The 18,390-nt window shown below is 75.2% G+C and carries 17 protein-coding genes; 9 read left to right on the top strand and 8 right to left on the bottom strand.

Going from position 1 to position 18,390, the window contains the following annotated elements:
- Window positions 1-14 precede the first annotated feature (14 nt).
- Window positions 15-380 (top strand): peptidase M23, encoded by a 366-nt coding sequence (locus ACTT8P_RS19660; RefSeq protein WP_442832972.1) that lies wholly within the window; start codon window positions 15-17, stop codon window positions 378-380.
- Between the two features lie 54 nt (window positions 381-434).
- Here the strand turns inward: ACTT8P_RS19660 and ACTT8P_RS19665 are convergent, their stop codons facing one another.
- Window positions 435-836: an SRPBCC family protein gene (locus ACTT8P_RS19665; RefSeq protein ID WP_442832973.1), complete on the bottom strand. Its 402-nt coding sequence runs from the start codon at window positions 834-836 to the stop codon at window positions 435-437.
- A gap of 450 nt (window positions 837-1,286) precedes the next feature.
- Between ACTT8P_RS19665 and ACTT8P_RS19670 the strand changes: the two genes are divergently transcribed.
- Entirely contained in the window at window positions 1,287-2,402 is a 1,116-nt protein-coding gene (locus ACTT8P_RS19670; protein ID WP_442833003.1) for a PP2C family protein-serine/threonine phosphatase, read from the top strand.
- 94 nt (window positions 2,403-2,496) lie between these two features.
- On the opposite strand, the gene ACTT8P_RS19675 is transcribed toward ACTT8P_RS19670, so the two are convergent.
- Entirely contained in the window at window positions 2,497-2,781 is a 285-nt protein-coding gene (locus ACTT8P_RS19675; protein WP_442832974.1) for a hypothetical protein, read from the bottom strand.
- 143 nt (window positions 2,782-2,924) lie between these two features.
- Between ACTT8P_RS19675 and ACTT8P_RS19680 the strand changes: the two genes are divergently transcribed.
- From ACTT8P_RS19680 to ACTT8P_RS19690, 3 genes are read left to right on the top strand one after another with little or no spacing between them, the layout of a single operon-like run.
- Window positions 2,925-3,620 carry a nucleotidyltransferase family protein gene (locus tag ACTT8P_RS19680; RefSeq protein WP_442832975.1) on the top strand — a complete coding sequence of 232 codons (696 nt, stop codon included), beginning with the start codon at window positions 2,925-2,927 and terminating at the stop codon, window positions 3,618-3,620.
- A complete protein-coding gene (locus ACTT8P_RS19685) occupies window positions 3,617-3,865 on the top strand; it encodes a BON domain-containing protein (protein WP_442832976.1) in 249 nt (82 codons plus the stop codon). Before ACTT8P_RS19680 ends, ACTT8P_RS19685 begins: the two co-directional genes overlap by 4 nt.
- The gene (locus ACTT8P_RS19690) at window positions 3,865-4,590 is read left to right on the top strand and encodes a metallophosphoesterase family protein (protein ID WP_442832977.1); all 726 of its coding nucleotides are present in this window, start codon (window positions 3,865-3,867) and stop codon (window positions 4,588-4,590) included. Before ACTT8P_RS19685 ends, ACTT8P_RS19690 begins: the two co-directional genes overlap by 1 nt.
- 10 nt (window positions 4,591-4,600) lie before the next feature.
- Here ACTT8P_RS19690 and ACTT8P_RS19695 read toward each other — a convergent pair whose 3' ends face one another.
- Window positions 4,601-5,248 carry a GNAT family N-acetyltransferase gene (locus ACTT8P_RS19695; protein ID WP_442832978.1) on the bottom strand — a complete coding sequence of 216 codons (648 nt, stop codon included), beginning with the start codon at window positions 5,246-5,248 and terminating at the stop codon, window positions 4,601-4,603.
- Window positions 5,249-5,356: 108 nt separating this feature from the next.
- Here ACTT8P_RS19695 and ACTT8P_RS19700 point away from each other — a divergent pair, with 108 nt between their 5' ends.
- A complete protein-coding gene (locus tag ACTT8P_RS19700; RefSeq protein ID WP_442832979.1) occupies window positions 5,357-7,768 on the top strand; it encodes a molybdopterin oxidoreductase family protein in 2,412 nt (803 codons plus the stop codon).
- On the top strand, window positions 7,765-8,253 hold the full coding sequence (locus tag ACTT8P_RS19705; RefSeq protein ID WP_442832980.1) for a hypothetical protein: 489 nt from the start codon (window positions 7,765-7,767) through the stop codon (window positions 8,251-8,253). The genes ACTT8P_RS19700 and ACTT8P_RS19705 overlap by 4 nt, the downstream gene beginning before the upstream one ends.
- A 3-nt stretch (window positions 8,254-8,256) precedes the next feature.
- Here the strand turns inward: ACTT8P_RS19705 and ACTT8P_RS19710 are convergent, their stop codons facing one another.
- Window positions 8,257-11,301 (bottom strand): glycosyl hydrolase, encoded by a 3,045-nt coding sequence (locus ACTT8P_RS19710; protein ID WP_442832981.1) that lies wholly within the window; start codon window positions 11,299-11,301, stop codon window positions 8,257-8,259.
- 197 nt (window positions 11,302-11,498) lie between these two features.
- On the opposite strand from ACTT8P_RS19710, the gene ACTT8P_RS19715 reads away from it, so the two are divergent.
- Window positions 11,499-12,035 carry a DoxX family protein gene (locus ACTT8P_RS19715; protein ID WP_442832982.1) on the top strand — a complete coding sequence of 179 codons (537 nt, stop codon included), beginning with the start codon at window positions 11,499-11,501 and terminating at the stop codon, window positions 12,033-12,035.
- Between the two features lie 15 nt (window positions 12,036-12,050).
- On the opposite strand, the gene ACTT8P_RS19720 is transcribed toward ACTT8P_RS19715, so the two are convergent.
- From ACTT8P_RS19720 to ACTT8P_RS19730, 3 genes are all read right to left on the bottom strand, one after another.
- Window positions 12,051-13,343 carry an MGH1-like glycoside hydrolase domain-containing protein gene (locus ACTT8P_RS19720; protein WP_442833004.1) on the bottom strand — a complete coding sequence of 431 codons (1,293 nt, stop codon included), beginning with the start codon at window positions 13,341-13,343 and terminating at the stop codon, window positions 12,051-12,053.
- A 206-nt stretch (window positions 13,344-13,549) separates the two neighbouring features.
- Window positions 13,550-14,521, bottom strand: coding sequence for a glycosyltransferase family 9 protein (locus ACTT8P_RS19725; RefSeq protein ID WP_442832983.1), 972 nt, complete (start codon window positions 14,519-14,521; stop codon window positions 13,550-13,552).
- Window positions 14,518-15,522 (bottom strand): NAD-dependent epimerase/dehydratase family protein, encoded by a 1,005-nt coding sequence (locus tag ACTT8P_RS19730; RefSeq protein ID WP_442832984.1) that lies wholly within the window; start codon window positions 15,520-15,522, stop codon window positions 14,518-14,520. The genes ACTT8P_RS19725 and ACTT8P_RS19730 overlap by 4 nt, the downstream gene beginning before the upstream one ends.
- A 384-nt stretch (window positions 15,523-15,906) precedes the next feature.
- Between ACTT8P_RS19730 and ACTT8P_RS19735 the strand changes: the two genes are divergently transcribed.
- On the top strand, window positions 15,907-17,229 hold the full coding sequence (locus ACTT8P_RS19735; protein WP_442832985.1) for an MFS transporter: 1,323 nt from the start codon (window positions 15,907-15,909) through the stop codon (window positions 17,227-17,229).
- A 243-nt stretch (window positions 17,230-17,472) separates the two neighbouring features.
- Here the strand turns inward: ACTT8P_RS19735 and ACTT8P_RS19740 are convergent, their stop codons facing one another.
- On the bottom strand, window positions 17,473-18,135 hold the full coding sequence (locus ACTT8P_RS19740) for a hypothetical protein (protein WP_442833005.1): 663 nt from the start codon (window positions 18,133-18,135) through the stop codon (window positions 17,473-17,475).
- Window positions 18,136-18,390: the final 255 nt, after the last annotated feature.

The following is an 18,390-nucleotide window of genomic DNA, read 5'->3' on the forward strand; positions in this document are numbered from 1 at the left end:
CCGGGGGAAACACCATGAAGCGACTGATGCGCCGCTCCGCCACCGCGCTGGCCACCGCCGCACTGGCGGTCGGAGCACTCGCCACGACCGCCCAGGCCGCGCCCGCCGACGGCGACCCGGCCCTCACCGACGTCTACATCTGGGCCACCGACGTCAACCTGCGCGCCCGGCCGGACACCTCGTCCGCCGTGCTCGCCGTCCGCTCCCGGTACTGGCTGGACGCGGTCTGCCAGACACCGGGCCAGTACGTCGAGGACCCGGCGGTCGGCGGCAACAGCTGGTGGACGGCGGTCCAGGAGTACGCCGGCAGCGACATCGCCTGGGTCAGCAACCTGTACCTGCGCGGCGGCGAGAAGATCGCCGGAGTGCCGGACTGCTGACCGGCGCCGGCGGGCCGTCCCGGTGACGGGGCGGCCCGCCTCCGGGTCCGGCGGTCAGCCGGTGTGGCCCCGTACCTGTTCCTCCAGCCGCCGCAGGCTGCTGTCGAGGGCGGTGGCCACCGCGTCCCGCCCCGGGTCGTGGCGGTCGTCGAAGAAGGACAGGTGGACCGTCACCTCGCTGGTGCCGCCCTCGACGCCGGCGACCTGGAGCCAGCCCGCGTAGGCGCCCTCGTCGCGGGTGCCCCATTCGAGCCGCAGCTGTTCGGGCCGGGCCCGCAGCAGCGCGGGGGTGTCCCGGTCGGCGCGGTCCTCGTGCACGGTGACGGCGGGCGGGTCCTCGACGTGGACGTGCAGTTCGCGGGGCAGCCAGCGGTCCAGCCGTCCGGCGTCCGCGGCCCGGTCGAAGACCCGTCCGGCGTCGGCGGGCATGGTGCGGGAACGCTCGTACTCGGTCATCGCGGCACTCCTCCTCGGCTCGGCTGCCCTCCCGACACCCGCGTGCCCGGTCCGCCGCGACCGATGCGTCCGGCCGTACCCGACCGGCAACCCCATACCCGCAACATCCCCTCGGCCCCGATGCCCCGAGCCCCACCGGCACCCACGTGCCCGACCCCGCACGGCCGAAGCGTCCGGCCGCATCCGACCGGCAGCCCCATGCCCGCGCCCCCCTCAGCCCCGACGCCCCAACGCCCCACCGGCACCCACGTGCCCGACCCCGCACGGCCGATGCGTCCAGCCGTATCCAACGGGCGGAGCCCGGCCCCCGGTGTCAGACTGGCGCGCAACGTGCCCCATCCGGCACGGCGTGCCCCACTGCTCCGTACGGCCAGGGAGGACGAGGTGTCGACGTCAGAGCCGGACGACGTGCGGCTGCACGAGTTCCTCGCCGACCCGGGGCATCTGACGATGGACCTGTCCACCGCGGTGGCCCGCTGCGCCAAGGCCCTGGGGCTCCAGCATGCCCTGGTCTACCTCGTCGACCTCCAGCAGCGGCACCTCGTCCCACACACCGACGTGGCCAGCTCGCTGCCGGTCGACGGCTCGCTGGCGGGCTGGGCGTACCGGACCCAGTCGCTGCGGGTGGAGGAGGCGGAGGCGGGCGGGATCACCGCGTGGCTGCCGCTGCTGGACGGCGCCGAGCGGCTCGGGGTGCTCGCCGTCAACCACCCCGCGCTCACCGCCGGGGCGCTCACCCGGGCCCGGGCGCTCGCCTCGCTGCTGGCCATGATGATCACCTCGAAGCGGGCCTTCGAGGACTCCTTCGTCCGGCGTACCCGCACCGAACGGATGCAGCTCCCCTCCGAGATGCTGCGCGCCTTCCTGCCGCCGCGCACCATCGGCGACGGCACGGTGGTGTCGACCGCCGTGCTGGAACCGGCCTACGAGATCGGCGGCGACGCCTTCGACCACTCGCTGACCGAGACCACCCTGCACGTCGCGGTCCTCGACGCCATGGGGCACGATCTGGCCTCCGGTCTGACCAGCGCCGTGTCGCTGGCCGCCTGCCGCAACGCCCGGCGCGCCGGCGCCGGCCTGCCCGAGCTGGTGCGGTCCGCCGACGAGGCGCTCGCCCGGTGGCTGCCGGAGAAGTACTGCACCGCCGTCATCGCCCAGCTGGACCTGGCCACCGGCGTGCTGCGGTGGAGCAACTGCGGGCATCCGGCGCCGCTGCTGATCCGCGACGACCGGCTGCTGATGGACGCCCTGGAGCGGGAGCCCGACCCGCCGATGGGGCTGCCGTCCCAGCTGGCCGTCAAGCCGCGGCAGATCCACGAGATGCCGCTGGAGCCCGGTGACCGGGTGCTGATGTACACCGACGGGATCACCGAGGCCCGGACCCGGGAGGCCAGGCTGATGGGCCTGGAACGGTTCGCGGACTATGTCATCCGGGCGACGGCGGGCGGGGAGCTGGCGCCGGAGACGCTGCGCCGCCTGATCCACTCGATCCTGGACGCGCAGGCGGACCGGCTGCGGGACGACGCGACGCTGCTGATGTTCGAGTGGCGCCCGCCGGCCCGCTGAGGGCGGCCGGACACCGGCTCGGACCGGGCGGCCGGACACCGGCTCGGACCGGGCGGCCGGACACCGGCTCAGGCCGGGGCGGCCCGAGACCCGCTCAGACCGGGTGGCCGCGGGCCCGCAGCCAGCCGTGCACCGTGTCCTTGTCCGCCGGGGTGATGCGTTCCGGGCCGGCGAGGTACGGGCCTTCGTCCTCGTGGAAGCCGGTGTCGGTGACGCGGGCGGTGACCCAGGTGGCCAGATCCCGCGCGGACCGGCCGGACAGCGCGCCCCGCTCCCAGCCGGCCCGGGCCTCGCGGGCCGCGGCGGGGTCGTGCCGTTCGGTCTCCGCCAACCACGCCGCCACCAGCCGCTCGACGGTGCGGTACTCGTCGCCGTTCATGCCGTCCGGGTGCCCCGGGGCCGGGTGCCCGTACCGCCCCGTGTCGACGGTGGTCCGCCGGGTACCCGGACGGCAGCTCGCGGCCCGGGGGGACCTCTCCCCTCGGCGGCCGCAGGACGGCCCGGTCCGGAAAGGGGACAGCGATGACGCAGCCCGCCGACGAGCACGCTCTCGACCAGCGCGCCGGCGTGTCCGAACTGCGCGTGGCGGGCGAGACGGTGCCCGTCCCGTGCGCCCCGCCACCGGCGGAGACGGACCTCCCGCTCGATCGCAACCAGGCGATCCTCCAGGCCGCCAAGCAGGTCGGGGCGCTGCTGAAGAAGACCGGGCTGCCGTTCGCCCTCGCCGGCAGTGTCGCCGTCTACGCGCACGGCGGTGTCCAGAACCTCCAGCACGACGTCGACTTCTGCATCCGGCCCGAGGACGCCGACGCGGTCGCCGAGGCGCTGCGGGCGGCCGGCGTGTCCGTGTACCCGCCGCCCGAGGACTGGCTGCTGAAGGCCGACTGTCTCGGCCAGCAGGTCGACCTGATCCACGCGCTCGGGCACGAACCCGTCAGCGCCGGGCTGCTGGACCGGGCCGAGGAACTGTCGGTCGACTCGGTGCTCATGCCGGTGCTGTCCCCGACGGACCTGCTGCGCGGTCTGCTGGCGGCCTTCTCCGAACACCACTGCGACTTCGGTGCCGTACTGCCGATCGCCCGCACCCTGCGGGAGAAGATCGACTGGGCGCGGCTGCGCCGCGACTGCGGGGCCGACCCGATGCCCGCCGCCTTCTTCTACGTCCTGGAGCGGCTGGAGATCATCCCCGCCACCCCCGCGCAGGAGGAGCGCCGATGAGCGCCGAGAACGTCGAGTACCGCGTCGCCCACCTGCACGACCGACTGGCCGCCGAGGAACTGGGCGAGCTGGGTGTCCGGGCCGAGGTCCGGGCCGGGGCGGTGGTGGTCACCGGTACGGTGCCCTCCGCCCAGTGCCGCGAGACCCTGCTGCGGGTGGTCGACGAGGAGCTGGCCGGGCTGACCGTGCACAGCGACATCGTGGTGGCCGAGACCGCCGGCCCCGACCGTGCCGAGGAGCTGTGATGATCCGTGTCGCCGCCGTCGGAGACATCCACATGGGCCTGGACAGCCAGGGGCTGCTGCGGCCCGCCTTCGAGACCCTGCCCGACTGCGCCGACCTGCTGCTGCTCGCCGGCGACCTGACCCGGCACGGCACGCCGGAGGAGATGGACGTGGTGGCCCGCGAGGTCAGGGACCTGCCGGTGCCGGTGGTGGCCGTGCTCGGCAACCACGACCACCACGACGAGCAGCCCGAGAAGGTGACCGAGATCCTCCGGGCGGCCGGGGTGACGGTCCTGGAGGGCGAGGGCGCGGTGGTCGACTGCGCGGGTACCCGGGTCGGGGTGGCCGGGACGAAAGGGTTCGGCGGCGGGTTCGTCGGGCGCAGCGCCGGGGAGTTCGGCGAGCCGGTGATGAAGGAGTTCGTCCGCACCACCCGGCGCAGCGCGGACGCCCTGTGCGCCGCGCTGAAGGACCTGGACGGCCAGGAGTGCGCGGCGCGGATCGCGCTGACCCACTTCTCCCCCGTCGCCGACACGCTGGCCGGCGAGCCGCTGGAGATCTACCCGTTCCTCGGCAGCTATCTGCTGGCCGAGGCCATCGACACGGCGGGCGCCGACCTCGCGGTGCACGGGCACGCGCACATGGGGTCGGAGCACGGGATGACGGCGGGCGGGGTGCGGGTGCGCAACGTCGCCCAGCCGGTCATCAAACGGGCGTTCAACGTCTATCAGCTGGCCCTGGGCTGATGGTTCGGGATCAGCCGGAGGTCTTCGGGTCCGCTTCCGTGGTGCGCCCGAGCGCGGCGGTGTCCGCTCCGAACGAGGGCACGTCGATCGCGTGGAAGCCCAGCCGGTCGTAGAAGGCCCGGGCCGGGGTGTTGGCCGCCGTCATCACCAAGTGGACGGCGGGCACCTCCTGTTCCCGCAGTGCCCGCAGGAACGTGTGCATCAGGGCCCGTCCGTGTCCGCGGCCCTGCCACTCGGGCAGCAGGTCGATGTGCAAGTGGGCCGGGTAGGCGGCCAGTTCGGGTACGACCATCCGCTCGGGGTGGTGCAGCAGACCGGCGATCACCGCGTCCGGGGAGTTGGGGGTGCCCACGGGCGCCGGGTAGCGGTCGGCCACCCCGGGCAGCCACCGGGTGCGGAAGTCGGCGGCGAAGCGCGGGGTGTCGGCGGTGCCGAGGACGTAGCCGACGGCCTGGCCCGCCCCGTCGTCCAGCACGAAGGCCAGGCCGGGCTCCAGGTGGGCGTACGGGGCGGCGAAGGTCGCGGGGAGGACTCCGGGGTCGGTGTAGTGCGGGCGGCTGTCCCGGCCGTTGTGCCCGGTGCGGACGCAGATGTCGTCCAGGGCCGCGGCGTCCTCGGGACGGTACGGGCGTACGGTGGCGGTGGCAGTCGAGGTCACCGCAGTATCCTGCCCCACTGGGAGCGCTCCCACAAGACATCCGCTTCAGCCGTCCGCGGACGGGTACCCGCCCGCGCCGGGGAACCGGAACAGGCGGGAGAGCGGCACATGGACGAGACCGCGGACCGGATCGCGCGGCCCTGGGGCGACCGGACACCGTACGGGCGGCACGGCGACTGGCCGGAGCGGACGGACCTCCGACTGCGGGACGGCGTGCCGCCGGACGCGGTCGAGCGGTGGGTGCCGTCGGCGTCGATCCTGCACTCGGACGGCGACGCGATGGACATCGCGGTGGCCGACGGGCGGATGGTCGGAGTGCGCGGGCGGACCGTGGACCGGGTCAACCGGGGCCGGCTCGGCCCGAAGGACCTGTTCGGCTGGCAGGCGAACGCCGCTGCGGACCGGCTGACCAGGCCGCTGGTGCGGCGCGGCGGACGGCTGGTGGAGACCGACTGGGACACCGCGCTGGACCTGGTCGTGGCACGGTCGCGGGAACTCCTCGACACGCGCGGTCCTGGCTCGATCGGCTTCTACACCAGCGGCCAGCTGTTCCTGGAGGAGTACTACACCCTCGCCGTCCTGGCCCGCGCCGGGATCGGCACGAACCACATCGACGGCAACACCCGGCTGTGCACGGCGACCGCGGCCGAGGCGCTGAAGGAGAGCTTCGGCTGCGACGGCCAGCCGGGGTCCTACGACGACTTCGACCACGCCGATGTGATCGCGCTGTTCGGGCACAACATGGCGGAGACCCAGCCGGTGCAGTGGATGCGGGTCCTGGACCGGCTGGAGGGCGCCGACCCGCCGCGGCTGGTCTGCGTGGACCCCCGGCCCACCCGGGTCGCCCGGGTCGCGGCCGTGCACCTCGCGCCGCGCGGCGGCACCAACGTGGCGCTGCTGAACGCGCTGCTGCACGAGACGATCCGGCACGACCGGGTGGACCACGGCTTCGTCGCCGCGCACACGGTCGGCTTCGACGAACTGGCCGCCCGGGTCGCCGACTGCTCCCCGAAGTGGGCCGCGGACATCTGTGACGTACCGGCCGCCCGGATCGAGGAGGCGGCCGAACTCGTCGGCACCACCGACGCGTTGCTGTCCACCGTGCTCCAGGGCGTGTACCAGTCGCACCAGGCGACGGCCGCGGCGGTGCAGGTGAACAACCTGCATCTGATCCGCGGCATGCTGGGCCGACCGGGCGCCGGTCTGCTCCAGATGAACGGCCAGCCCACCGCCCAGAACACCCGCGAGTGCGGGGCCAACGGCGACCTGCCGGGCTTCCGCAACTGGCAGAACGACACCCATGTCGCCGATCTGGCCAAGGTGTGGAACATCAAGCCCTCGTCGATCCCGCACTTCGCGCCGCCCACCCACGCGATGCAGATCTTCCGGTACGCCGAGCAGGGCTCGCTGCGGATGCTGTGGATCAGCGGCACCAACCCCGCCGTCTCGCTGCCCGAACTGGCTCGCATCCGCTCGGTCCTGTCGCAGGACCGGCTGTTCACGGTCGTCCAGGACCTGTTCCTGACCGAGACGGCACAGCTCGCGGATGTAGTGCTGCCGGCCGCCACCTGGGGCGAGAAGACCGGCACCCTCACCAACGCCGACCGCACGGTGCACCTGTCCGAGAAGGCGGTCGACCCGCCCGGCGCGGCCCGGTCCGACCTGGACATCTTCCTGGACTACGCGCGGCGCATGGACTTCCGGGACCAGGACGGCGGACCGCTGATCGGCTGGCACGACGCCGAGTCGGCGTTCGCGGCGTGGCAGCGGTGCAGCGCGGGCCGCCCCTGCGACTACACCGGTCTGTCGTACGCCCTGCTGCGCGAGCGCGGCGGCATCCAGTGGCCGTGCCACGCGCAGGCCCCCGAGGGGACCGCGCGGCTCTACACCGAGCGGATCGACTGGGCCCACCCGGACCGGTGCGAGAGCTACGGCAAGGACCTGGTGACCGGGGCGGCGCAGGAGGTGGTGGAGTACCGGTCGCTCAATCCCGACGGCAAGGCGGTGCTGAAGGCCACCGCGTATCTGCCGCCGCACGAGGGAACGGACGCGGACCATCCGTTCCAGCTCAGCACCGGCCGCACCCTGTACCACTTCCACACCCGGACGAAGACCGGGCGGGCGCCCGAGCTGAACGCCGCCGCGCCCGAGGTGTGGGTGGAGGCGTCGGCCGAGGACGCGGACCGGCTCGGTCTCGCCGAGGGCGACCTGGTGGGCGTCAGTACCGCGCGCGGGGCGGTGCGCGGGCGGCTGCGGGTGACGGACATCCGGCCGGGGATGCTGTTCGTCCCCTTCCACTACGGCTACTGGGACACCGCGTCCGGCTCCGGTCCGGTGCCGGACGCGCCCGGCCGGGCGGCCAACGAGACCACGGTCACGGACTGGGACCCGGTCTCCAAGCAGCCGCTGTTCAAGACGTCGGCCGCCGCGCTCACCCTGGTCGCCCGGGGCGACGGCACCCCGGCCCCGGCCCCCGACGTGACCGCCTCGGCCCGGACCGCACGGGGAGGCACCGCGTGAACGGCATCGCCCTGACCCTGCGGGCCCTGCACCACGGCGAGGAACGGCTCGCGCACGAACTCGTGACCGTGGCCGACCGGCACCGCACCGAGCACGAGGTGCGGCACGTCGCGCTGGACCTGGCGCAGTGGTCCCGTGAGCACGTCCGGCGGCTGGCGGCGAGGGGCGCGGAGTACGGCCTCGACCTGGACGGCGCGGTGGACGAGGACGACGGCGGGTCCGGCGTACTGCGGCGGAAGCCGGCCCGGACGCTGGGCCACCGTCCGGAGCCCGGCCTGCTTCTCCTGCGCGACCTGCGCGACCTGCACCTGGCGGCCGCCGAGAACTCCCTGTACTGGGAGATGCTCGGGCAGGCCGCGCAGGCGTCGAAGGACACCGGGCTCCTGGAGCTGGTCTCCGGCTGTCACCCGCAGACCCTGCGGCAACTACGCTGGACCAACACCATGGTCAAGACGCAGTCGCCGCAGATCCTGACGAGCCGGTGACCGTCAGCTCACCACCGTCTGGACGTACGGCACCAGGCGGACCGGTCCGACCAGGCCGTAGTCCTGCCGGGCGGAGCTGCCGAACACGTCCGGGCGGGCCACCCGCAGGCGGTTGATGAGCGGGGTGGCGACCTCGATCTCGAGGGTGTTGCGGCCGCGCTTCAGGTACGGGCCGAGGTCGGCGACGGGGTGCAGGCGGTCCACGGGGGCCGTCCGGGTGCCGTTGACGGTGACCCGGAAGGTGTCGCTGACCTGCCCGAGTTCCAGGTGGGCGCCGTGCGAGGCGTCCCAGTCGGCGGGCAGGGTGACCGTGGTGCGGTAGCGGCCGACGCCGGCCGAGTCGGCCAGTTCGGGGATCCGCGACCAGGGCAGCAGCGTGTCGAGTTCGACTGTGCGGCGCACGGTCTCGATGCGGGTCGCGGAGGTGCCGGGGAGCCGGTCCTCGACCTCCAGGGTCCAGCTCGCGGGCGTGATCGGCCCGGGTACCTCCCGGACCTCGGTGGTGACCGCGCGGCCCCGCGACAGCCGGGTGGTGAAGGTGCCCGCCGCGCTGGTGCGCACGGCCAGGCCCTTGGTGGTGAACAGCGCCTCGTCCGCGTCCGTGGCCAGCGCGTACGGGCGGTTGCCGCCCCGGTCCCCGAACAGTCCCGGGCGGCCCAGCGCGACGATGGTCGCCTGGCCGGGCTGGAGGGTGACACGGACGGTGACCTCGTCGCCGTCCTCGGTGTACCGGGCCAGCCGGGCCGCCTCGCCGGTCCACGGGTTCAGCAGGTACGGCACGGTGGTGCCGCGCAGGGTGCGGCGCAGGGTCACGTCGTGGTCGATGGCGGCCACCGCGGGCTTCACGGTCTCGGCGTGCTTGCCGTTGACGAGGTAGTAGAAGTCCGCGTCGTCCGTGACCCGGTGGGCGTTCAGCAGCGTGGAGGAGACGGCGTGGCGCACGTCGGGCGTGACGCCGAGGCCGGTGAGGGCGTCGCCGACCGCCGTCTTGTCGGTGACCCGGGTGACGTGGGGCAGGGCGAGCAGCCGGGCGAGGACGTCGCGCAGCCGCTCCGTCTCGCCGTCGGCCGGGACGCCCGGGGTCAGTGCCTGGTCGAAGGCGCCGAGCAGCACGACGGGGAGCCCCTTGGCGGCCAGCGCGAGCAGCTTGCGGGCGTCGGCGAGGGCCAGGGTGGGGGTGGAGGAGTAGAAGAAGTCGCCCTCGACGAAGAGCGCCTTGTAGGCGGGGCCGTCGGGGGCGAGCCGGCCGTCCTTGACGGTGGCGGCGGGCAGGTCGAGGAGCGGTCCGCTGAGGAACTGGTGGGTCCAGCCGAGCGTGATGCCGGTGGCGGTGAACCAGGAGGCGCCGATGCCGGTGGCGGTGTAGCCGGTCTGCCGGAAGACGGCGACGTCGGCGCGGGTGACACCGGACTGGAGGACGCGGTGCACCCGGCCCAGGTAGCCGGCGATGTCCGGCAGGTGATCCCAGGTGGGTTGGCGCGGGCCCCAGGACTCGCCGTAGCCGGGGGCGCCGTTGTAGGGGCTGAAGGCGGCGAAGCCGGGCCAGGCGGCGCCGGGGACGGTGGCGTAGGAGAAGCCGTGCACGACGGTCTGGTTGACGCCGGCCGCGTAGGCGCCGCCCATCGTGCGCAGGAACCGGTCCCAGGTGGTGCTGTACGCCGACCCGTTGTAGGCGCCCGCCTCGCAGGAGAGCACGGTGTGGCCGGCCAGGTCGCGGCCGCCGGCCAGGCAGCGGTAGTCGTCGAGGTTCTTGAAGCCGAGCGACTCGCCCTCGGCGATGTCGAGGATCGCCGCGGTGGCGATGGCGTCGGTCTGGAGGCCGTACGGCTGGGCGCGCAACCGCATGCCGAGGGAGTGCGCCCAGTCGCGCAGGGCGGTGACGTGGTGGCGGTTGAAGAGGCCGGAGACGGTCTCCCAGAAGTCGTGCCGGAGCTGCCGGGTCTCCTGGGCCTCGAAGGCGAACACCTGGTTGCTGTCGTCCAGGACCAGGGCGGGCAGGTAGGGCAGCAGGGGGCGGCCGTGGTCGCTCTCGAACGCCTCGGGCAGCTTGGGCGTCCAGACCAGGCCGTCGGTCTCCAGTTCGACCGAGTCCTCGAAGAAGGCGCCGCCCGCCGCCTTCAGCAGCTTGCGCAGGGCGGACGTGAGGATCTCCCGCTCCCAGTAGTCGGTGACCGCCTGGGCGCCGGCCGCGCTGAAGTGGTCGACGACGTAGGCGGCGGGCGCGGAGTGCGGGCCGGACTCGGGCTGCTGGCCCGAGCCGCGCCGCCAGTAGGAGATCAGTACGTACTCGCCGTCGGCGGGCGCCGTCCAGGTCAGGGCGGAGTCGGTGACGGCGGCGGTGAGGTCCTGGACGGAGGCGAGGTCGAGGCCGGTCTCCTTGCGGGTGGAGTTGGCCGTGTTCACCCGGGCGGCCTGGACCGCGACGAGGGTCTGCTGCGTGACGCCGGAGGCCGCCTCGCGCACGGGCGCCGGGACCGGGCCCTGATACGTGGTGCCGGCCGGTACCGAGACGCGGCCGTGGACGAGTTCCTGGACGGCGGCCGGGTCGTCGGGGGTGACGCCGGGGACGGCGGTCGGCCAGCTCGGGCCGAGGGTGATGTCGACGGTGAGGCCGCGCCGCACGGCCCGGCGCAGGGCCGCCTCCACCCCGTCCCGCCAGGGTCTGCTCCCCCACCCGTGGTGGGCGGTGTCCAGCACCGACTTGTCGGTGACGCTGTGGTGGACGGCGGAGATCTCCACGCCGCCGAAGCCGGCGTCGGCGATCTGGTCGATCTCCCGGGCGATCTCGTCGGTGTCGACCAGGCCGTCCGGCCACCACCAGCGGAACTTGGGGCGCACCGACCGGGGCGGCTCGGCGAACCAGGCGGCGCCGGGGGCCTGGCCGGTGGACGCGGACCGGGTGGTCGCGGCCGCGCCGCTCGCGGACTGCGCGGCTGCGGCGGGTGCTCCGACGGCGCCACCCACGGCGGCGGCGACACCGGTGCCGAGACCGGCGGCGAGGATACGGCGGCGCGGCAGTGCGGAGCGCGGCTCGTTGAGTTCGTGCATGGTGCGTCCCTCGACTCGTTCACAAAGTCTGAAACGTTTCAATCACGTATCAGTGCGGGAACGCTAAGTGGCCGGTCCGGACCGGGTCAAGATCCGTGCACGAGGTTGTTGATCCGCCGGTGCCGGGCGCCGATTGGTGCGGACCGGGCGGGGAACCCGGCGACGGCCACAGGAGCACCTCACGTCTGGAGCACACCATGAGTCTTCTGCGCCTGGCCGGCCGGCCGATGCTGGCCTCGATGTTCGTCACCGGCGGCCTGCACTCCCTGCGCAGCCCGAAGGACGTCGCCCCGGCGGCCGAACCCGTGGTACGTCCGGTGGCGGACCGGGTGAACGCGCTGCCGGACGGCACCGAGCAACTGGTGCGGATCAACGGGGCGGTCCAGGTGGCGGGCGGCATCATGCTGGGGCTGGGCCGCTGTCCCCGGCTGGCGGCGCTGGCCGTCGCCGCGACGCTGGTGCCCACCACGCTGGCGGGTCACCGCTTCTGGGAGGAGGACGATCCGGCCGCCCGCGCCCAGCAGCGCATCCACTTCTTCAAGAACCTCTCCATGCTGGGCGGGCTGCTGATCGCGGCCGACGACACCGGCGGCGCCCCCTCGCTGCTGTGGCGCGGCCGGCACGCCGCGAAGGACCTGCGGCGCGACGCCCACCTGGTGCACCGCTCGATGAGGGCGACGGCGGGCCCGGCGGCCACGGCGGGCGGGGTGCTGGGCAGGCTCGGGCGGCACTGACAACGACCGGCCGCGTCAGAGCGGTGACGTGCTCAGCAGGTCGAGGGTGAGGGCGGCGGTCCAGGAGAAGTGCCGGGCGCCGCGGGCCGCGCCGGTGACCGGATCGACGTACTCGGCGAACCGGGACCGGCCGGCCTCGGCGAGGAAACCCCGCCGCAGGCGTGCGGCGTCCGCGTCCAGGCCGTGGGTGCGCAGTCCCCGGTGGATCAGCCAGGTCGTGTTGAACCAGGCGGGGCCGCGCCAGTAGCGCTGCGGGTCGAAGGCCGGGCCGGTGAGGTCGTAGCTGGGGACCAGCCGGGTGGCGGGGGCGGCGAAGCCAGGTCCGGTCAGGGTGCGGCGCACAGCGCCGGTCACGTCGGCCGGCAGGTCCGGGACGAGCAGCGGGACCAGGCCGGTGACGGCGCGCTCGTCGACCAGGGTGTCGGCGGCGAGGTCGCGGACCCGGAAGAGGCCGGCCCCGGCGTCCCAGAGCCGGGCGACCAGGCTCCGGGTGAGGGCGGCGGCGCGGGCGGTGTGCGGGTCGTCGGCGCGGCCGAGGGCGCGGGCCATGGCGGCGAGGGCGTGTTCGCCGACGGCCAGCAGCGCGTTGAAGCAGGGGTCCTCGACGGCGAAGGCGGGCCGGGCGGCGCGGTCGTCGTAGCCGGCCTCGCGGTAGTCGGCCGCGAGGCGGACGTAGCGGCCGTAGTCGAGGTCGGTGGGCCGGTCGTGGGGGTGGCCGTGGGCGAGGTCGGCGCGCCGGAAGGTGTCCGGCGGGGCGGGCTCGACACGGGCCAGGGCGCGGTCCCAGCAGGGGCTGTTGTCGGTGCCGGGCTCCCAGGGGTGCACGACCGCCGCGAGTCCGCCGCCGCCGAGGTCGCGGCGGGTGAGCAGGTAGTCGTGCCAGGCGGCGAGCCGCGGGTAGGCACGGGCGAGGAAACCGCGGCGGTGCGACTCGGCCGGATCCGCCCGGTGCACCAGCCAGGCGGCCAGGGCGTGCACCGGGGGCTGGACGATGCCCGAGGTCTCCGGGGCGGCGGGAGCACCGGAGAGCCGGCCGGCCCGGGAGGAGCGCCAGAAGTCGGGGCTGGGGAAGTAGGCGTCCGCGGGCACGGCCGGGTTGAACACGATGTGCGGGATACGGCCGTCCGCCCACTGCGCGGCCAGCAGCGACTCCAGTTCGCGCTGGGCGCGGCGGGCGGAGAGGTGGCGCAGCCCGATGGCGACGAACGCCGAGTCCCAGCTCCACTGGTGCGGATACAGGGTGCGGGAGGGGACGGTGGAGGCGCCCGTCCAGTTGTCGGCGAGGACCCGCGCGGCCCCGCGCCGCAGGGCCGGCGCCGGGACAGCGGCCCGGTCGAGAAGGGCCGCGCCGCGCCGGTCCCCGGTCCCCTTCGGCGCGACGGCTTCCGGCTGAGCGGGGCGGGTGATGTGAACGACGCGTTCCACGGATGACTCCGGTGTGTTACGGATGCGGTTGCGTCGACAATATCCCCAACTTATGTCGTGTCAACACGCAAAACTGATGGCGTGATGTCTTACAGATGCGCGTAACGGACGGGGAGTTGCTCCGCCGGGCCGACGACCGGCGTGCCGACCGCGGCGGCCAGGTGGGCCGGGCCCGAGGAGGCGGTGACGAGCAGGTCGGCGCAGTGCAGGACGCCCGCGAAGGCCCGCGGGGTGGTGCGGGCGCCGAGGTCGACGGCGGTGTCACCGCTGACCGCGCGGGTCAGGGCGGCGTCCTTGGGTCCGCCGGTGACGACGACCCGGTGACCCGCGTCGCAGAGCCGGGCGACGATCCCGGCGGCCCGTACGGCGTCCCAGACCCGGGCCGGATCGCCCGCTCCGGGGTGGACGACCACGTACGGGCCGTTGCCGGTGAGGGGCGCGGTGTCGAGGACCGGCCGGACCCGGAGCCGCCCGTCGTCCCCGGCACGCAGCCCGAAGCCGAGTTCGGCGACCGCGCGCAGCGCCGCCCGCGTCTGGGGCCGGACGGGGGGCGGTGTCGTCCGGTGCGGTTCGGCGTCGGGGCGGGCGAGGCAGGCGAGCGGGGCGTCGGGCAGGACCGGGCGGGCACCTTCGGCGGGGCCGTCGTCCGGGGCGGGGCGGAGGCTGCCGCGGGGGCCGCCGTATGGGCCGTCGCTCCGGCCGATGGTGACGTGCCGTATCCGTGCCGAGCGCGGCAGTCGGGCGGCCGGCCACGGGTGGGAGCGCTCCGGAACCAGGACGAGGGCGACGTCGTACGTCTCCCGCCGCAGCCGCCGGAGCAGGATGTCGGCGCTGTCGGCGCTGTCGGCGGGCGCGGTGGCGGAGGGGCCGGAGCTGTCCGGGGCGTCCGAGGTGTCCAAGACCAGGACGTCGTCGACGTGGGGCAGCAGTCGGGCGGCGGGCGCTCCGCGAGCCGCGCACAGCATCGTGACCGTGCCCGCCCGGGTGGCCAGCGCCCGGACGGCAGGGCCGGCCAGCAGGACGTCGCCGAAGCCGCCGGGGTGGGCGACCAGCGCCCTCACGCCCACCACCCCTCGCCGCCGCGCACCACGGTGGCCGGCACCGGTTCGGGCCGTTCGGTGTGCGCGGCGACGGTGCGCGCGAGGCCCTCCTGCCAGGTCACGCCGGGCATCCAGCCGAAGATCTCCCGGGCGAAGCCGGTGACCGGGCGGGGCTGCTCGGGGCCGTCGGGCGGCCCGCCGGTGCAGGTCAGGGGCGCGTCGGAGCCGGTCAGTTCGATGATCCGGCGGGCGATCTCGCGTTCCGTGGGCGCCTCGTCGCCGCCGAGGTCCACCGGCCGTACCGACCGGCCGGCCGCGACCAGCAGGATGCCGTCGACCATGTCGTCGACGTAGCACAGGGAGTGCCGGCGGCTGCCGTCCCCGGCGACCGTGACCGGGCGGCCCGCCAGGGCCTGCCCGAGGAAGGTGCCCGGCACTGCGCCGCCGTCCGTGCGCATCCCGGGCCCGCAGGCGGTGAACAGCCGCACGATGCCGGCGTTCGAGCCGGGGACGCCCGCCCGCGCGGCGACCAGGGCCTCGGCGAAGCGGACCGCCTCGGCGTACGCGCCGTGCGCCGAGAAGGGGTCGTCGGGGCCGGGTCCCGGGGCCGGTGGCGCGGAGGCCAGCAGGAACCGGGCGCCGTCCCGGGCGGCGACGGCCAGTGCGGCGCGGGTGCCCGCGCTCGTGGCGTCCAGCAGGTCCAGCGGCCGGTCCGGCCAGGCCGCCGGGCAGCCGGGGCCGGCCAGGTGCAGGACCAGGTCGTAGGGCCCGGCGAGGGCGTCCAGCAGTCCGGGGTCCGCGACGTCCCGTTCCAGGAACCGGAACCCGGAGCGGCCCGCGAGGTGGGCCACCTTCTCGGCCCGGCCGGTCGAGAGATCGTCCAGGCAGTCGACTTCGGCACCCGAATCCAGCAGCCGGGTGCACAGGTGTGCGCCGAGGAACCCCGCGCCCCCCGTCACCAGGGCGCGGTCCCAGGGGGCCCGGGCCTCGGTCTTCGTGGCGAACGCCGCCATCGGCATCATGAGGAGACCTTCCTTCCTCCGCGCAGCGCTGACGACCGGGCCCCGAGTGCCCCACCGAGTCGTCTTCATGCTCTGACGCCTGCCGCGCCCCGTGCGGCACAGGGGTCAGGGACAGCGTCCCGGCGTCCGGTCCTCCCGCCCCGGCGGCCGCCCGCCTGTGATCAACCACACTCACCGGACCAACTGCCGGGCGGGAGCGGCGGGTTGCCGGAACGCACAGCCACCCGGCGGGCCGCTCCGGCACCGACTCGCCGTCCCCCTCTGCCACCATGGTCGGCGCCGTACTCCGGCCTTGTGGAGCACCGACCGCGCAGCGAAGCCGGCGACCTCGCTCCGGTCCCCCTCCCCCGCCGGGTCCCGCCCGGCCTTCCCGAGTGACGCAACGTGCCTTCCTCCGCTCCTTCCTCGCCCCCGTCCCGTTCCCCGTGGCGGGCCCTGCGCCATCGCGGCATGCGCTGGTGGTCGCTCGCGAACTTCGTGTCCAACGCCGGTACGTGGATGCAGCTCACGGTGCAGAACCTGCTGGTCCTCCAGATCACCGGGTCCGCCGCCGCGACCGGCCTGTCGATGTCCGTGCAGGCCGCGCCCGCCCTGCTGATCAGCGTCTTCGGCGGTGCCGCCGTCGACCGCTGGCCGCGCCGGCTGACGGCCGCCGTCAGCCAGGCCCTGCTCGGCGCCATCGCCTTCACCACGGCCGTCCTGGTGGCCCTGGACCGGCTCGACCTGACGTCGCTGATGGTGCTGGCCGCCGTGACCGGTGTCATCGCCACCGTCGACGGTCCGGCCTGCGCCCTGCTGGGCAACGACCTGGTCCCGGCGGCGGACCTGCCCTCCGCGATCGGGGTGGGCGCCCTGGTGCACCAGGCGGGCCGGCTCACCGGCGCCGCGCTGGCCGGGGTCGCCGTCGGCTTCCTGGGCACGGCCGCCGCCTACGCGGCCAACGGCGTGTCGTTCCTGTTCGTGGCCTGCGTCATCCCGTTCCTGCGTCCGGTGCGCGGGGCGGCGGCGCGGGCCGAAGCGGGCGGGAAGCCGTCCCGGCGCCCCGCCGCCGAGCCCGGGATGAGCGTGCGCGAGGGGCTGGCCTTCTTCGCCCGGCGGCCCCGGCTGCTGGCGCTGGCCGGGGTCACCGGGATCAGCGCGGTCTTCGGGCGGAACTACCAGCTCACCCTGGCCGTGCTGGTCACCGGTCCGCTCGCGGGCGGCGCCGGGTCGTTCGGCACGGTCTCCACCGTGCTCGCGGCCGGCGGCATCGTCGGCGCGGTGCTCGGCGCCCGGCTGCGGCGGCCCTCGGTGCGGCTGGTGGGCACGCTGGCGGCGGCCGGCGGACTGCTCCAGGTGGTGGCGGGGGTGGCGCCGTCGATGGCCGTCCTGCTGGTCATGGTGGCGCCGATGGCGGTGGTGGAGTCGGTCTCCGACACGGCCGGCACGGCGGTCCTCCAGACCGATCCGCCCGCCCATCTGCGGGGCCGGGTGCTCGGTGTGTGGGGCAGCGTCGGCACGGTGTGGAGCCTCGGCGGTCCGCCGGTGCTCGGTCTGCTGATGGAGCTGGCCGGCGCGCGGGGCGCCCTGGTGACGGGCGGCCTCCTGATCGCCGCCGCGATCGGCGCGGGCCACCTGCTGCACGGGCGGCGCGGGCCCGTGCCGGTCACGGTACGGACCGACCACGTCCAGGCCCCGGCCCAGCCGACCCTGACCCCGGCCGCTTGACCGCACCACGGCGGCGGCCAGGGCTCCTCCACGCCGGCGCCGTCGACCGTCGCCTCGGGCAGGCCGCCGCTCAGGCGGCCGGTGCCGAACCCCGGCGCGGGCCCGTGCCGGTCACGGTACGGACCGACCACGTCCAGGCCCCGGCCCAGCCGACCCTGACCCCGGCCGCTTGACCGCACCACGGCGGCGGCCAGGGCTCCTCCACGCCGGCGCCGTCGACCGTCGCCTCGGGCAGGCCGCCGCTCAGGCGGCCGGTGCCGAACCCGTGGCCAGACGGGACAGGAGCCGCGCGCGGTGCAGGTCGGCGACGGGGGCGAGCAGATCGGGGTGCCGCAGCAGAGCCGCCGCCCGGCGGTCGGCGGCGTCGGGAGCCAGCAGCCGCCGGTACTGCGCGGGCGGGCCGGCGGGCACGGCGTGACCGCCGGTGAGCGACGCGACGACGCGCTCCCTGGCCGGCGGGACCACGCCCGAGTCCGCCGGCCCCGCGCGACCGCCGGCCCGCCCGGCCGCCGGCGCGGCACGCCGTTCGGCGTCGGGCAGCGCGGCCACCGCCCGTGCCGTCAGGTCCGGGTCACCCAGCAGGCAGGCCGCCCAGCTCGCCAGCGCCTCGTCGACCCAGCTGCGCCAGGCGTGCTCGTCCCCGTCATCGGTCCCCGCGGCTGCCGCGCCGGCCACGGCGTCGTCCGCACCGAAGATCCGGTCCAGCCGGGCGGAGCCGCCGGGCCCCGCCACGCCGACCAGGGCGGCGTCCAGCGGTGTCGGGTAGCGCAGCCGGGCCGCGAGGGTCACGGCCTGGCGGGCCTGCGCCTCGCAGAGCGCGGCGGAGAACGCGCCGCCGCACGCCGGGTAGGAGCGGGTCAGCCACTGGGCGGTGGCCGCGATGACCGGGGAGAGTTCTGCTTGCACTGCCGAGCCGTCCGAACTGGTCTTCGAGAACTGGGGCACCCGCCACGCTAGCCCGCGGCTCCCGGCGCGGTCCGTGGCCCGGATCTCCCCGACGCCGTGGCCTCGGCCACATCTCGGCCGCCTCCGCGCCCCGCGGACCTGGGCGGACGCGCGCCCCGCCCGGCCCGGAATGCGATCCTGGGCGCTCACCGATCACCGATCCGCACTACTGCTCATCGATCACCGATCCGCACTGCTCGCCACCGACCGTTGGAG

Origin of the sequence: Streptomyces sp. JW3 (assembly GCF_052216785.1) — a bacterium.
GTDB lineage: Bacteria > Actinomycetota > Actinomycetes > Streptomycetales > Streptomycetaceae > Streptomyces.